The sequence below is a fragment of the Carnobacterium divergens genome (genome assembly GCF_900258435.1).
GTDB lineage: Bacteria > Bacillota > Bacilli > Lactobacillales > Carnobacteriaceae > Carnobacterium > Carnobacterium divergens_A.
On the sequence record NZ_LT984412.1, the window covers coordinates 1 to 15,712 of the forward strand.

A 15,712-nucleotide genomic window follows, 5' to 3' on the forward strand; every position below is an offset into this window, starting at 1 on the left:
TGCTTTCCTTTAAAATGATTCATCGTCATTCCTCCTGCTATCTTTTTCTATTATTCTACCTTATTTGATAGTAGATTTAAAACTTTGCAACAGAACCACTAATGACTTCTTAGCTGTATTATTAAAATCTCCTTTAGTTTTCAATAATTTATCAGCATTATCAAGCGGTGGAACTGCTAAAGGGGTTAGTCAAAAATCATTAAAAGGACTATCTATAACTGTCCCATTGGATATTGACGAGCAACAAAAAATCGGTTCATTCTTTAAACAGTTAGACAATAGTATCGCTCTTCATCAGCGTAAGTTAGATTTGTTGAAAGAACAGAAAAAAGGCTTTTTACAAAAGATGTTTGTTTAGGGTCTATAATTAGATAATAGCCCCTTAGAAATGCAATAAAAACAGCCCCTATAATCCAAATTCTAGATTATAGGGGCTGTTTTCTTATTTTTTATCAATATAACCCGTCCAAGGAATATACAAAAAGAACTGAAGAAATGGAATGCTTTTCGGATTTTCAGTATCAACTGAAATAAAAGTCTTAATGGGTATACCGGCTTAAGGACATGAGAGGTTAGAAATCTTAGGTTTGATTTTCAAACTTTGCAACAGAACCGAAATATGAGTTCTCAATGTTTATAGTGGGGGTATGGAAAATCAATTTTGGAAGTGAAAAAGCTCATTTGAGTACACTCTAGTGGGCTTTTTTGTTTTTCTGATATAATAAGATTTGTAAAGGCTCATTAGAGTTTGCCAAAATAGGGAGTGTGATTTATGAGTAAAATTGGTTATGCACGAGTAAGTAGCAAAGAACAAAACCTAGATAGACAATTAGAAGCGTTACAGAGCGTTTCTAAGGTCTTTTCAGATAAAGCAAGCGGACAATCCACCGAACGTCCTCAATTACAAGCCATGCTGGACTATCTACGTGAGGGGGATATTGTCATTGTAACGGAGTTAGACCGTTTAGGGCGGAACAATAAAGACCTTACAGAGATTATGAATGCCATTCAACAAAAAGGAGCTACGCTGGAAGTCTTAAACTTGCCCTCAATGAATGGGATTGAAGACGAAAATTTGAGACGATTAATTAATAATTTAGTCGTTGAATTATACAAATATCAAGCGGAAAGCGAACGGAAAAGAATTAAGGAAAGGCAGGCACAAGGGATTGAGTTAGCAAAGAAAAAAGGACGATTTACTGGAAGAAAAAGTACCTTTCAAAAAGACGACCCTTTACTACAAAGAGCGTTTAATCTATATCAATCAAAAGAATATACTTTAAAAGAAATTGAACATCATACTAAAATTCCAGTCAGTACACTAAAACGATATTTAACAAAGTATGGTATTAAAAGAAAATAAAAAAATATCCCTAACCAAAAGGCTTGTCAACGGTTTGTGTTGGCAAGTCTTTTGGTTGGGCTTCGTTGGTCTGCTTGACGACAGAAGCAGTTCGCTTGTCAAAGCGAAAGTTCGTTTTTAAAGTGCTAAAGGATTTTCCAAACAAAGACCTAGAAAAACAAGTCAAAGAAGCTGAAACCGAAAATCAAAAGAAACAGCTAGAAGATAAATTGAATAGTGTAAAGAAAACCGTATCAGATACTCAAAAACAGTTGGACGGAAAGAATAAACAAATTTCTGACTTACACAAACAGCTTAACGACTTGAACAAAAACGACAAGTCACCAGACAAAGAAAAGCATGTTTCCGATAAGCAAAAAGAAATCGCCGCTGCCAACGAAGACAAGAACCAAATAAAAGTTCAAAAGGTAAGTGTGTGCTTCGCTCCCACTGCCCATCGACGTTTTAGTAGCCTTTCCCTCACTTCGTTCAGTCTAAGCCAACTAAAAGTTTTCGTGCTACTCTCTCCTTCACCCTAAAAAATAAATCGAGTTGTGTCTCTGTTTTCGGCCATTTTGATATCTTATTTAAGCTTTCTTGAATAAATGTACGCTCTAAACGAGGTCACTGGAACATCCGTTTCAAACCTTTCGTGTAAGAATGATGAAAAAGCTGCAATTAAAAGGGCTCAAAAATGAAGCACAGAAACTGAAAGTAAATTGGCGTTTCTTAACTAAAAACAGACGGAATATTAAAAAACTTGGTGTAGTTTCCGTGCACCTAAATTCCCACTTCTTACAGAAAGTTTAGACGAAGAATTTAGAAAAAACTACAAAATTTACTCAAATATAACGAAGGTATACGAAGTGCATTGATTTATACCCATACCAATGACAAAATAGAAGCTAAGAATACCCATATTAAACAATGAAACGTGTATCTTATGGATTTAAATCATTTGATAACATAAGCATTTTTTATTTGACTTCTAGCATTCTTTCTTCTTTTAACATAACTTTTTTCTTATTTATCTTCCAAATCTTGGATGGCCTCTTTTTTTTCTTCAAACCAAACTGCACCAACCAACTCTTGCCCAATTTCAAACGATAGCAATCCCCTGGTAGATCGGTAAAAGTGACTTGTCCGGTTTGATCTGTTTGTTTTTGATAGGCTTTTCCATTACGCCGCAGGGCCTTTTTCCCTTTTTTATCATAGAGTGCGATTGGTGTATGTTCTGCCACGCCTTCTAAGCAAACAGTGAAATCAAAACGCACTTTCCGCAGTCGGTAACGGGCGATCACATGATACAATTGATAAATAGCGGCTAAGATCAACAGGGCCGTCCCCGCCAAGATAGCGATTTGTTTCAACTTACGAAAACGATCACCTTTGACTTGTTTTTTCTCGGCAGCCGGTGTATATGGCACGCGTTTTCCTGTGACTAACAAACGGTGACTATTGATCATATAAGGGGTACAGGTCATGAGCGTCACCAAGTCTTGGCCTGGTTCGATCTTTAAAACCGAAGTCTGATCTGGCGTCACGACTTGGCTGTCGAACACTTCATAAGCCAAGGTTTCCCCTAAGACATTTAGCAGAAAAATATCACCGTTTTTAAGCTCCGGCAGATTGGTGAAGAGTTCCCGTTCTGGCAAGCCACGATGAGCCGAGATCACCGCATGGGTACTTGCGCCACCAACAGGAAAGGACGTGCCATCTAGGACCGTCGCACCTTGTTCCAATAAATCATCATTGGTCGTATCAAACAGCGGTAACTCAATGGCCAAATCAGGAATATTGATGGTCCCAATCAAATGCTTTTTGTAATAAGCAGCTGAAACCGTACCGCCATTCGGATTCGCAAACGGATCAGCACCCGGAGCTAACCCACTTTCGCTCAATTTACTATTTTCTTCCGCCAGTCGCTTGCGTTCGGCTTCAAATTCTTTCTGGCTTTCCTTCAAATAGCGATCGACGCGCACTTGATCGATCACATTATTCAACGCATCGACATAAAAGGGATAGAGCATGGTCAAGATGCCGACCAAAAAAATGAGGATGATCGCAATTTGCGAGCTCACTTGCCGATTTTTCTTCATTTTTTCGCTCCATTCTCCAGATAATAAGTAACTTTCTTACCGTGCTTTTTCTTCGTGACGCGGCTTAAAACAAACTGCCGATCTTTTAAACGGCGGACCTTGCCCTTAACTGGTTTTGTCGACCCATCGATCGCCTTGGCATAATAACGACCCCCTCTGATCTCAGGGAAAGACACCCATCCATCCACCTGGCTTACAGCAACTGGTTGGTTAGTGACATCTGTTGCCCAGCGTTTTTTACGCACTAAGGTAAAAGTCACGCCTGCTTTGGGTTGACCATTTTCCAATAAGTAAAAACAAAAGTCATAACTGTGTTTGCCACTTTGATAATAGACGAACTTGCGATACATCCAATAGAAAATCATGGCAAAGAAAAGCGGGATCAGTAGTAAATACAAGCGAAAACGCCGTTCGACCGCTTTTTTGGTACTGGTCACTTCCTCCGCCATTTCCTCCACATAAGGCACACGGTGTCCAGTGACTAATAAACGATGGGTATTGATGCCATAAGGTGTACAAGTCAATAAGGTCACCAAGTCCCGCCCCGGTTGGATGACCACTTTGTCGATATCCGACGGTAAAACGATCTGGATGTCATCGACCTCATAAGCCAATTTTTCCCCAGCAATGGTCAAATAAAAATCATCGCCAATCACCAACTTTTCTAAATCTGTAAAAAGTTTACGTTCCGTCAAGCCACTGTGGCCTGAGATCACCGAATGAGTACTATCGCCACCGATCGGATAAGACGTTCCTTGTAAAATCGTCGCGCCTTTTTCCAAAAGAGCAGCATTGGTTTCATCAAATAAAGGTAAGCTGACCGAAATTTTTGGAATATAGATAGCACCCACGGTATGCTCTTTATAGTAGGCTTTACCCGGATCTTTGGCATCATCGACCGCATTTTCAAACGGGTCTTCTACCAGTCCCATGCCAGGAATATTGGTCATGTTCTTACTTTCAGCTAACTCTTTATTTTTTTCGGCCATTTCTTGGTGCCTTTTTGCTTGTTCTTTGGTATTTGTTGCGTCCATCTCAGCCAAGTTTTTTTCCATCATTTTTTGGTCATAATAGGAATTCACCGCATTGGCCAAAAAGGGATAGCTGAAAATAATGGCACCGGTCGTAAATAAAATCGCCATTAGCAGTTTTAAAATCAAATTGATCCGTTCATTTTTTAGGCGCTGATCCATGCTTGCACCTCCTTCTCCCTATTTTAAAAGAAAGAAAAGGCAACTTCAAGAAATGAAGCTGCCTTTTCCTATTTTAAAACTATATCTTAGACTTCAGCTTGTGTTTTAGATTTCTTGAACCAAGCGTAAGCACCGATCATAAGAGCAGAACCGATAATTAAGAAGGCATAGATCCCGTTACCACCTGTTGATGGAAGCAGACCTTTAGGCGTGTTAAGAACAGACTTTAGTTCTTGACTGCCATATTGACCGTGTTCAACAGTGAAATCGACATCTTCATCAAGTAACACATATTTATCACTTGAAGTCGCTTTTTCTTCTAATCGATAGCCACCATTTTTCAAACCAATTACTTTCAACTCACCTTTGTCGTCAGAAACGATTTTCGTTGCTTTTGCTTCATCAGTCGTCCATTCTTTAAAGATATATTCACCTTTAGTGTTTTTAGCATCTTCAAATATTGCAAAGTTAGAGTCTTGTTTTACGACAAATTCCGCACCAGATAAGGTTGCACCAGATTGTGAATCTTTTTTGACGAATTTATAACCACCTGTACCAAATTGTGTTGGAGGTGTAATTTTATCTTGAAGGTTGTTACCAATTTTTACTTGGGCACTATTGTTTACTAAATCGTCAGGATTTACTTCAGCAGTTAATTTCATTTTGTAAGTAGCAATCAATTGACTACCAGCTAATTTTCCTACATTTTCATTTTGTTTCAAAGTAACAGTAAATCCGCCAGTTGCAGAATCTTCAGCTAAATCATAGTCAGTTCCAGCTACTAAACCAGTTGTTGCAAAAGAATCTTTTACATAAGCAAGTCCAGCAGTTGGCGTATCAGTTACAGAGTAAGTGACGCCATTTTTCAGAATGTCCGCAGGAATATTTAAAGTTAATTTATATTCGATTTCATCGCCAGTTGTAAGGTTATGATATAAAACTTTTCCATCAGCATCCTTAACTTCAGTGAACTTATCTAAATTGGCAACTTCTTTTTTATCAGTCTTGGTTTCGTTCTTTGGATAGACTTGAACGTTGGTATTGATTGTATCTGAATATTTGCCATCTTTAAACGTATAGATTGGCATTGCTAAAACGATTGGAGCGGCTTTTGTCGTTACGGAAACATTGCCTGGCGTGCTTGTTTCAACAAACATATAGACTTTATCTTTGTCCCCGTCTTTTAAAGCAAGTCCTTCAAAAGTTGTTTGACCATTGGCATCCGTTTTTTGTTCTGCTTTTGCCACAGTTGTGTAATTTGACGCATTATCAGCAATTTCTTTTTTTGCTTTTGCTTGTGAATTACCATTTGCAATCAGAGCAAGATAATCATCTGTTACATCATAGGCTGTAAAGCCGGCTCCTTCAAGTGGAGCTCCACCAAAGTCCATTTCTTCCCCAGTATTTTGCATGGAATCTTGTGCTGGAGCTTCGCCATCTTTCCAGATTCGTTTGTTGATCGTTACATTTGTCGTTGTTGCTTCAGCAGCATTTACTGTTTCCGCACCGAACATGCCGGTGAACAATGGCAACACAAGTAGTGCTGCAAAAAGTGTTTTCCACAATTTCTTCATATTCTAATTCCTCCTTGATTTTTGTAGAATATTCCAATAGACCTTAGTCTTTTGTACCTTTGATTAATTGTTTCGTACGGAATGTTTCCGCCATAAAATGATCGCCGTACCGATCAAAAGAATCCCCAATATACCTAAGAAGAATTTTGCTTCACCTGTTTGTGGCAAGCGTTTCTTCGGTTTACTTGGTTTTTTAGGTTTAGTTGGTGTCACTGGCTTTTCAACGATTGTTCCCACATTTTTAGGGTAAAGGTGAACGGTAGCTAATTCTTTGTTCGTATAGGTTTTACCGTCTGTGCTCATTTCATACACTGGTAAAGCCACTACTAAGGGTTCGGCCGCTTTTTCGACTTTTACCTTTTCAGGATCAGGCAATGCCGTTTCAACAATCAGGTAAACCGCATTTTTACCGCCACTGCTTTTAGGTAGTTGGGGAAATTTGATTGTGCCTTTTTCATCAGTCAGGCCTTGTCCTCTGATAATTTTTTGATAATCAGCAACATTTTCTTGAATCATTTGAATAGTTGTTGTTTCGTCAGAGCCTTTGACCAATTTATAATAATCCTCTGTAATGTTATAAATCGTAAAGCCGACCCCTTCGATTGGATCTTTAATATCTTGATCGGCCGCTCCCGTATTTTGAATAGCTGCATCAGGTGCTTGGTCCAACAATTGTTTGTGGATCACAATATCGATCGTCCCGTCATCCGCAAAGGCTTGTTGCCCCGTAAAGATCCCTACCAGCAAAGTTGAAAGAAGTATGGTGATTTTTATGAACAATGATTTATTCTTCATCTTAGTTCAACTCCTTTCGATTACGGTAGACATAAATGCCACCGACAAGAGCCGATAAACCAATCACTAGTAGTGCAAATTCCATTAAATGTCGAATGCCTTGTCCACCAGTAGATGGCAAAAGTCCTTTTTGTTGGTTAGCAACATTATATTTAATCACATTGCCATCAGTGGTAATAACATCTTTTTGTTCTTTCCCATCAATGGTGACTTTGCCGTCTTGATCAATGACGATCTTAATTGAATCTTTCAATCCAACATAGCCATCCGGTGCGACTGTTTCAATCAGTTCATATTCACCGGGTTTTAAACCAGTAAATTTAAAGACATTCGTATCAGAATCGAGTTCCTTAGAGTAATCTTTACCTACTAATTTAAACTTGGCACCTTTCAAATCTTTCCCGAGAATGTCTTTCTTAGTCACGATTAATTCAAAGTCTTTCAAAAGATTGACTACTTGATTATCTTTGATACCAGAAACAGTTAATTTACCATCTGCATCAGCAATCATAATTTCAATCGGATCTTGTGTCTCATAACCCAAGGGTGTCGTGGTTTCTTTGATAACATATTTACCAATCGGTAACTCTATGTCAAAAGTAACTTGACCATTGTCATCCGATGTCACTTCTTTACCGATAGCCGTTGTTCCGTCTGCTTTGTACAAAGTAAAGCCAGCACCTGCTAACGGCGTTTTACCATCATTCCCTACTTTCGTAAATGTAACAGAAGTTTTTAGCAACTTATTGGTGACTTGTAAAAGTTTCTTATCCGAATTTACATTGATAGATGTTGGAGAATAGCTAGCTTCTTCATACCCATTAACTCGTTCTTCGACTACTCGATACTCAAGCACATTTTTAGAGCTGTCATAAGCGGGTACATCAGAAAACTTCCCTTTCAGGCTATCTCCGGTTGCATTTGCTTTAATAGTTATTGTTTTCCCAGAAACATTGGCCCAATTTTCATTGCCACTCTTTTGTTGTAGTTGTAGGGTCACTTCTTTACGCGTTCCCCACTGATTATCCTCATCGTCCCAGATTTTTTCTGCTTCAATGTCAAATTTTTGTGGTGGCACTTTAACTGATGGAACCGCAAAGCCAAATTGATCTTTATATTGGTTGTCCGCTAAATAAGTCGGTCCATTTGCCGGATAGAACTTGTCATCTTGATACTCTTCTTTGAGAGAAACAGTATAAGTCACACGCAAGCCATCTCGCTGTGTATCATTTCCAGATAAAGTAAGATTGGATAAATTTACCGAATTGTTGCGTGTATCCACGGTAACACCATTTACATAATCTGGTTGAGTCCCTGTCGTTACATTCAACGACTTAGGTGAGCTTGTTTTTAATGTTAAAGCTTGCGTTTTAACTGAACTAGTATCTAACGCTACATACTTGCTCATCGGATCAAAAACATTAGCATTACGAATCAGAGCATTCACATCTTGAATTTTTTTCTTGATTTGATTCAATACATAATTTAAGTCAGTGTGACTTGTTGCTGAATATTTTCCTTGAGGTCCTAAAGCATCTAAGATATCATTAACATCTGTTACTCCAAAGCCAATGGCATAGCGATCAATTTCAGGATTTTGTTCGGTTCTTTTTTTTCCGTGAGAAATGGTATTACTTCGGACTGTACTAATATCTGGTCCAGTCTCTGATCCATTTCCAATATAAAGAGTAGTATTAGTTGCTTTAAAAGTCTCTACTCTACCATTATTGTCAGAAGAACGTGTCATCCCACTCTGACGAATTCCACTACTGCTACTAGTATAAGTAGTAGTTGGTCCCCAAGTTGGTAATCCATCTGTTAAAATAATCAATACTTTTTGGGCGTCTTTTCTTCCGTTATATTGGCTATTAGTTAAAAGTTCTAAGCCAGCATCTAATCCTAAGAAAGTTGGTGTTCCCCCACTTGGGCTTTCATTTAATAACGCATGATTCAAAAAGGCATCGGCGCTTGTAGTAAATCCAGTGTAGTTTCCTTGAGTGCCACCAAAATTTCCTACTTTTCCATAAGGAACATTGATTTTATAATTATAATAAGGAGAATAGGTTATTGTTTCTTGAACTGAACTAAAGCCTGCTATTCCAAGTTGGACACTTCCACCTGGATTATCATCTAATAGACCATGAGCAAATGTATTTAAGGCCGACTTTAAATTATTCCATCTATTATTAGTAGCCATACTCCCTGACTTATCAACGACAAAAGCAACGTCGACATTTTTACGTGCCTTCAAAGACCCCCCAATGATATCTAGTTGAATTTGAAATTGAGTGGGATTATCAGTAGGAATAACGATTTTCTTCAAATTAATATTTTGGTTATTCCCTACATCGTAAGCATGATAGCCATTATCAAAATTAAGATTACCTTCGAGGATATTTTGAATTTCTACATTACTATCTGAATCTCCTGCAGAACCATAATTATAGTTTTTAATCATGTCACTTGAATCTGATTTCGTATACTGATTCGTGTCATGAGACGGGTATTGTCCTCCATCAGGTGTATACTTAAAAGGATCATTATAAGCACTCACATCATAAGTAGAAGCTGCTGAAGAAAGATAATAGTTTTGTTGAGGCCCTACCATAGTCGAATCATCAGAAGTTTGTATTGTTCCTTCAGTTGCTTCACTGGCTTCTTCCGTTTGTGTCGTCGTTTCGGTCGCTTGGCTACTGATGATTTCTTCCGCTGTTGGCGGAGAAGCAGCACTTACTTCTGTCGTTTCTTCTGTAGCCACTGCTGGTAATTTCAACGCATGCGGACCTTCTACTGCACTAGTCAAAATATTCTTGTTAATAGTGACATCTTGTGTTCCATCCGATTTCGTTGCATCGGCTTGAATTTCAAGAGCTACCTTGGAGACATTTAGCACCGTTGTAAATGAAAGAGAACCCTGCGATTGTTTCGAAAAATCTTTTTCCGCAAACCATTGGTCATCATTAGTAGCAAAACTGGCATCTTCATTAAAAGCTATTGCTTTTCCATCAGCCGTCACTTTGAATTTCAGTGCTTGATCATTGCCATCACTTGCGACATCTTTTTCATACTGTAATTTCCAATTTAAAGAATTTCCATCTGATGAAACAGAGGAACTGACTTTTAAACCTGATTGATCTACGATTTTATCCGGCTGAGTTTCTATAGCCTGTGCGATACTCGAATAAGCAGTCAAGATTTGCGGGATAAAGCCCATCAAAATAGCAACCATCATAAACCAGAGCGATTTTTTCATCTTCATTTCTTCACTCCTCTAAAAAACATGATATCTATTCTTAAACAAAATTTAAATAGCACTACCTAAGATTTGATATTGCCATCTAAATTATAAACTATTTATAGCGATAATACTACTTGGACTATTATCAAATAATTAGACATAAAAAAGAAAAGCGTTAATAATTGTTTTTCTTTTTTTATATTGTGTCCATAAGGTTCTGTTGCAAAGTTTCAATACTGAGTACAAAAGTCCCATTCTGATACTTTGACTATGCTGGTATACATCAAAACTTTAATTTCAGTAGATACCGAAAAGCCGAAGAGCGTTCCATTTCTTCGGTTCTTTTTGTATATGCCTCTCAATGCTTCTATGCCCTTAATCGTAGTTGATGCAGTACGAAGACTTTGATAAAGTTTATTTCGACGTTTAACAGGTCTATGATCTTGCTCAATTAAGTTATTGAGATACTTGACTGTCCGGTGCTCAGTTTCGCTGTATAGACCCTGCTTTTGTAACTTCCTAAAAGCACTAGCAATTGATGGTGCTTTATCTGTCACGATAACTTTCGGTTCCCCAAACTGCTTGTATAGTCGTTTAAAGAAAGCATAAGCAGACTGAGTATTTCTCTTTCGTCTTAGCCAAATATCCAGTGTCATGCCTTCTGAGTCGATTGCACGATAGAGATAATGCCACTTCCCTTTAATTTTAATATAAGTTTCGTCCATTTTCCACGAATAAAAGGACTGTCTATTTTTCTTTTTCCAGATTTGATAGATCAGCTTACCATATTCTTGAACCCAACGGTAAATTGTTGTGTGAGAAACGTTAATGCCACGATCATATAATATCTCTTGAACATCACGATAACTCAAATTATAGCGAAGATAATACCCAACAGAGATAATAATCACGTCTTTTTGGAATTGTTTGCCCTTAAAATGATTCATCTGTTGTCCTCGCATTCTTTTTTATTACATTTTACAATAAATCAGGTGTTATGTGGAACTTTGCAACAGAACCAGTTCATCCATGAATTTAGAAAAAGAGGGACGATTTCGGAAGAAGAAAATCGTCTCTTTTTTTTTCTTCTTTTTGTATGACAAAAAGAAAGATCTTTTGCCCATTTTATTTTTATAAAATGGGTAGGTGGCGTTTGCTTAAAGCAAATCGACACAATCCAAAGGGGATAAAAGGGGAAAGTGAAACTTCCCCCTTTTCAAGCAACTTTGTAATACAAGAACGAAGTCATTTGTATTACAAAGTGATAGCTTGCCAGTATTTATGGATTTATATGGTCTATTTTGTTATAATGATTGTAACCGAATAGGGCGCAATGCTTATTACAAAATCAATGACAAAGGGCGATTGATGAATGAGCGCTTGGGCATTTTATCTTTGAGGAGGCTATTTATGGATCAGAAAGAAGTATCACAAAATCAAACAAAGTACATTCAATTTAGATTATCTGAAGAACAATACAATAAGCTGAAAATTTCAGGAGAAACATATGGACTCTCTCCGAATCTTTATGCGAAAAAATTAGCACAAAAATCTCATTTAAAAAAACCTTATCTCGAACATGACCAAGCGAAATCTTTATTATTAGAACTCTCAAAACAAGGAACCAATTTAAATCAAATCGCCAAGAAACTCAATCAATTCGATCGGATGGACAACCAAGATAAAGAGCTGATCGAGACTTTACGCTATACATACGGAGTACTTGCTCAAGCTCAAAAGGGGTATCAAGAGTTATGGCAACAATTGCAAAAATAAGCAATGGCGCAAGTGCAGCGAGCGCCCTTAATTATGCTTTAGGTCAAGACAGACCCATGCATGAAAAAACTGAACAGTGGCTACAAGACCATCAATTGGAACGTCCTGTGGAGCTGACAAATTGTCGGGCAGTTGCCGTGGGTGGAACCAACGGGATTGATCCCTTTATCGCCAAAGAACAATTTGATGTCATTCGACAACTTCATAACCAAACGAAAGAATCCAATCAAGTCTTGCGTATTACCCAATCTTTCGCCTTAGATGAACTGAATCCGAAAGTTCAAAAAGACTGGCAAAAAGCCAATGATTTAGGCGTTGAATTAGCAGAAAACCTTTATCCTAACCATCAAAGCGCTGTTTATACGCATTTAGACGGAAAAAATCACGTCTTACACAACCACATCATTGTCAATAAGGTCAATTTAGATACAGGAAAGAAATTAAGAGAACAAAAAGGAGAAAGCGTTCAACGAGCACGAGAAATGAATGATCGACTCGCTTCTCGAGAAAACTGGCACATTTTAGAGCCACCAAAAGAGCGCCAAACAGAGACAGAAAAAGAACTAATCGCCAAAAATGAGTATTCTTACATGGATGATTTGAGAGAAAGAATCAATAAATCGCTTCAAGATGTCTCTGTGAGCTCATATGAGACGTTTAAAGAGCGTTTATCCGATAATGGTGTAATTCTATCAGAAAGAGGCCAAACGTTCTCATACGCCTTTTTAGACGCCAATAACAAGCAAAGACGAGCACGAGAGGCCCGATTGGGTTCTGATTTTGGAAGGGAGACCATTTTACATGAGTTGGAAAACCGAGCAAGACAAAACGAATTTAGCGCTGTTGAACAACGAGAACCAGCGATTACTCCGCTTGAGCGAGACACTCAACAAAGAGAATCAGAAATTGTTAGCCTTGAACAAGCAATTGAACCAAGAAAATCAGAAGCTCTCAAGCGAGAATCAACAATTAATCGATTTATTGACACAATCAAACAGTTTGCAGGACGAGTACCAGAACTTACTCAACGCGTTACAAGAAAATTAAAGCAAACAAAAGAGAAAATCCTCGAGGATTTTGAACGTCGATTTTCAAAGGACATGAAAAATTACGAGCAAGAACAACAGCAAAACCTAGAAAAACAAACGCACAGAGACGTACAGTCCGAAAAGAAACCAACAAAAGATCATGATCGGGGGATGAGTCTATGAATAAAGATGAACAACTCGTTGTTCAAGTATTAAATGCTTATAAAAATGGCAAAATTGATTTCAGTCACGTTCCAGAACTAGAAACCTTAGTCCGTCAAGAGGTCAATAAAGAGTTTCGGGACTACCAAGAAAAAATAGAAGCTGTTGCGAATCAAAAAATGGAGTCTGCCATTCAAGAACAACTCCATCGTTTAGAGGCAGAAAACTTAAAAGCGGATATACTGAAAGAAATTCAAGTTGAAAAACAAGCATTACTCGCTTTGAAAAAAGAACTAAATGAACACCAAGAGCAGATAAAAGCAGATCGCAAACGTGAGATTGTCGAACGTTACGGTATTCTGATTGCGAACATTATCTGCCTGTTCTGTTTCTTAGTTGTCGGTATTCTCATCGGACGATGGATTTATAAAGGGATCTGGGATGGTTGGGGTTTGCATATTTTGTATGACACAGTGATGGAAATACAGCCTAAACATCCTTATGGGGCAGTCGTTCTTGGATTAGGTGGTTTTGGTTTAATCGGTGCTGGAATTTATGGCAGTTTTCGATTAATGTATACCGCTTCAACATGGTTTGATCAACGTCCAAAAATTTTCAAAAGAATCTTTCCGAAAAAATAGAGAGTGAGGGGATATTTTGGTTTTAGATAATAAATTAGGCTTAACAAATTCAGCAGAATTAGCCAAACAAGAAGAAATCTTAACGAAAAAAAGAGCCAAAGAATTGTTTGAGTCTGGCAAAATAGAGGATCTTGAAATTGGGACGTTTCAAGGCTTATCTGATATTCATCAGTTTTTATTCCAAGATATTTACGACTTTGCAGGAAAAATTCGAGAAGTGAATATTGCGAAAGGAAACTTTCAATTTGCGCCACGTATTTTTTTAGCGCAAACACTTGAATATATTGATAAATTACCTCAAGAAACATTTGATGAAATTATTGATAAGTACTCGGATATGAATGTAGCCCATCCTTTTAGAGAAGGCAATGGACGAGCCACTCGTATCTGGTTGGATTTAATTCTTAAAAATAAACTACACAAAATTGTCGATTGGAATCAAATTGATAAGGATGAATATTTAAATGCCATGATTCGTAGTACAGTCAGCACCAATGAATTAAAATATTTGATTCAAAAGGCTTTAACCGATGATTTAGGAAAAGAACAATTCTTTAAAGGAATTGATGCGAGTTATTATTACGAGGGCTATTACGAAATTAAAACAGAAGATCTATAAATACGATTTAAAGAAGCAGACTGCTCAATATAAAACTTGAGTAGTCTGTTTCTTTTTTTGGATGATTTTGACCTTTGATTTTAAATTTTTGAAAAAAATAAAAAAAGGCGAAGCCTATATTACATTTATCTTATATATTTTAATCTTTTCTTCTTTTGCGTCAAAAAAAAGTCAGTGGTTGCAAGAAGTTTCAGAATTTCATTCCCACAAAAAACTATGTATTCACCCACAAAAAACTATGTATTCACCCACAAAAAACTATGTATTCACCCACAAAAAACTATTGTATGTGGGGATAATGTGATATAATAAAAGCATAGAGAAAATTCACGACGAAATGACTTCTCTATGCTTAGCCAAAATTACTCATAAGGAGCAACTTCTCATGGAAATTATAGCAAAAAAATACCCTTATAACAATTACAAAGACAATGAAAGGACAGTGTGTTCTTTGAAAGAAATTGAGAAACGAAAAATTGTTGAACATAACGACCTCATCACAAGCGTGGCTAAAATGGATAAAGTCCCTTTAAAGATTTTTGAGTTAGCGGTATCGTTGATTGATACAGATAATCCACCAAAAAACAATACCATTTATCTTTCTAAAACCGAACTCTTTGCCTTTTTTAAAGTGGACGACAGCAATAAACACAGTCGTTTTAAAGAAGCCATAATGACTTTACATCAACAGTCTGTTTTTGAAATACGAGAAATGAACGTTCATAAAAATAAATTTGAGTATCGAGTTATCAGTCCTTTAGAAGAAACAACATGGAATGATTATAATGACATTATTTCTATGACCTTTACTAAGTCGATTATGCCCTATCTGATTGAGTTAAAAACTAAATTCACACAATATGCTTTGTCTGACCTTGTAGACTTAAACAGCAAGTACAGCATTATTCTTTATAAATGGTTATCCATGAACTATAACCAATACGAGCATTACAGTGTCAAAGGGGGGCGGAGAACAGAACAAGTGGAATCTTACCGCAATCCGTCTATTTCAATTAAAGAGTTAAGACTTATGACGGATACAGTTACAGACTATAAACGCTTCGACCATTTTGAAACTAGAGTTTTAAAAAATGCTATAGAAGAAATCAACACTCATACACATTTTAACGTGACCTATGAGAAAGTCAAAAAAGGGCGTTCGATTGATTCTATTGTCTTTCATATCACGAAGAAACCAGTCGCACGAAATGACTTCTACAAGCTGGAAGAACAAGACCCTATTTA

13 protein-coding genes and 3 pseudogenes are annotated in these 15,712 nt (G+C 37.3%); 10 read left to right on the top strand and 6 right to left on the bottom strand.

From position 1 onward, the window contains the following. Positions 1-97: 97 nt before the first annotated feature. From CDIMF43_RS00315 to CDIMF43_RS13765, 5 genes and pseudogenes are all read left to right on the top strand, one after another. Positions 98-358, top strand: a pseudogene (locus CDIMF43_RS00315) (restriction endonuclease subunit S); the annotation flags it as partial. A gap of 106 nt (positions 359-464) precedes the next feature. After that, a pseudogene (locus CDIMF43_RS00320) lies at positions 465-560 on the top strand (IS6 family transposase); the annotation flags it as partial. Positions 561-772: 212 nt separating this feature from the next. Next, positions 773-1,363 carry a recombinase family protein gene (locus CDIMF43_RS00325; RefSeq protein WP_002395662.1) on the top strand — a complete coding sequence of 197 codons (591 nt, stop codon included), beginning with the start codon at positions 773-775 and terminating at the stop codon, positions 1,361-1,363. 74 nt (positions 1,364-1,437) lie between these two features. After that, on the top strand, positions 1,438-1,881 hold the full coding sequence (locus tag CDIMF43_RS13680) for a coiled-coil domain-containing protein (protein WP_199198130.1): 444 nt from the start codon (positions 1,438-1,440) through the stop codon (positions 1,879-1,881). A gap of 82 nt (positions 1,882-1,963) precedes the next feature. Further along, a pseudogene (locus CDIMF43_RS13765) lies at positions 1,964-2,317 on the top strand (transposase); the annotation flags it as partial. 2 nt (positions 2,318-2,319) lie between these two features. Here CDIMF43_RS13765 and CDIMF43_RS00335 read toward each other — a convergent pair. From CDIMF43_RS00335 to CDIMF43_RS00360, 6 genes are all read right to left on the bottom strand, one after another. Beyond that, positions 2,320-3,441, bottom strand: a complete 1,122-nt coding sequence (locus CDIMF43_RS00335; RefSeq protein WP_034558116.1) for a class C sortase — start codon at positions 3,439-3,441, stop codon at positions 2,320-2,322. Next, on the bottom strand, positions 3,438-4,634 hold the full coding sequence (locus CDIMF43_RS00340) for a class C sortase (RefSeq protein WP_109840879.1): 1,197 nt from the start codon (positions 4,632-4,634) through the stop codon (positions 3,438-3,440). Before CDIMF43_RS00340 ends, CDIMF43_RS00335 begins: the two co-directional genes overlap by 4 nt. Before the next feature lie 86 nt (positions 4,635-4,720). After that, positions 4,721-6,208, bottom strand: coding sequence for a SpaH/EbpB family LPXTG-anchored major pilin (locus CDIMF43_RS00345; protein WP_109840880.1), 1,488 nt, complete (start codon positions 6,206-6,208; stop codon positions 4,721-4,723). Positions 6,209-6,271: 63 nt separating this feature from the next. After that, a complete protein-coding gene (locus CDIMF43_RS00350) occupies positions 6,272-7,003 on the bottom strand; it encodes a pilin N-terminal domain-containing protein (RefSeq protein ID WP_061775456.1) in 732 nt (243 codons plus the stop codon). A 1-nt stretch (position 7,004) separates the two neighbouring features. After that, positions 7,005-10,262 carry a vWA domain-containing protein gene (locus tag CDIMF43_RS00355; RefSeq protein ID WP_109840881.1) on the bottom strand — a complete coding sequence of 1,086 codons (3,258 nt, stop codon included), beginning with the start codon at positions 10,260-10,262 and terminating at the stop codon, positions 7,005-7,007. 209 nt (positions 10,263-10,471) lie between these two features. Continuing rightward, positions 10,472-11,188, bottom strand: coding sequence for an IS6-like element ISTeha2 family transposase (locus tag CDIMF43_RS00360; RefSeq protein WP_109840882.1), 717 nt, complete (start codon positions 11,186-11,188; stop codon positions 10,472-10,474). A 463-nt stretch (positions 11,189-11,651) separates the two neighbouring features. Here CDIMF43_RS00360 and CDIMF43_RS00365 point away from each other — a divergent pair, with 463 nt between their 5' ends. From CDIMF43_RS00365 to CDIMF43_RS00390, 5 genes are all read left to right on the top strand, one after another. Further along, positions 11,652-12,017 (top strand): plasmid mobilization protein, encoded by a 366-nt coding sequence (locus CDIMF43_RS00365; protein WP_109840883.1) that lies wholly within the window; start codon positions 11,652-11,654, stop codon positions 12,015-12,017. Beyond that, positions 11,996-13,228 (top strand): relaxase/mobilization nuclease domain-containing protein, encoded by a 1,233-nt coding sequence (locus tag CDIMF43_RS00370; RefSeq protein WP_109840884.1) that lies wholly within the window; start codon positions 11,996-11,998, stop codon positions 13,226-13,228. Before CDIMF43_RS00365 ends, CDIMF43_RS00370 begins: the two co-directional genes overlap by 22 nt. Then, positions 13,225-13,848, top strand: coding sequence for a mobilization protein (locus CDIMF43_RS00375; protein ID WP_109840885.1), 624 nt, complete (start codon positions 13,225-13,227; stop codon positions 13,846-13,848). Before CDIMF43_RS00370 ends, CDIMF43_RS00375 begins: the two co-directional genes overlap by 4 nt. Before the next feature lie 16 nt (positions 13,849-13,864). Then, a complete protein-coding gene (fic, locus tag CDIMF43_RS00380) occupies positions 13,865-14,467 on the top strand; it encodes a protein adenylyltransferase Fic (protein WP_002410828.1) in 603 nt (200 codons plus the stop codon). Between the two features lie 385 nt (positions 14,468-14,852). Beyond that, positions 14,853-15,712, top strand: an 860-nt coding sequence (locus CDIMF43_RS00390; protein ID WP_109840887.1) for a replication initiation protein, incomplete at its 3' end; no start/stop codon positions are given.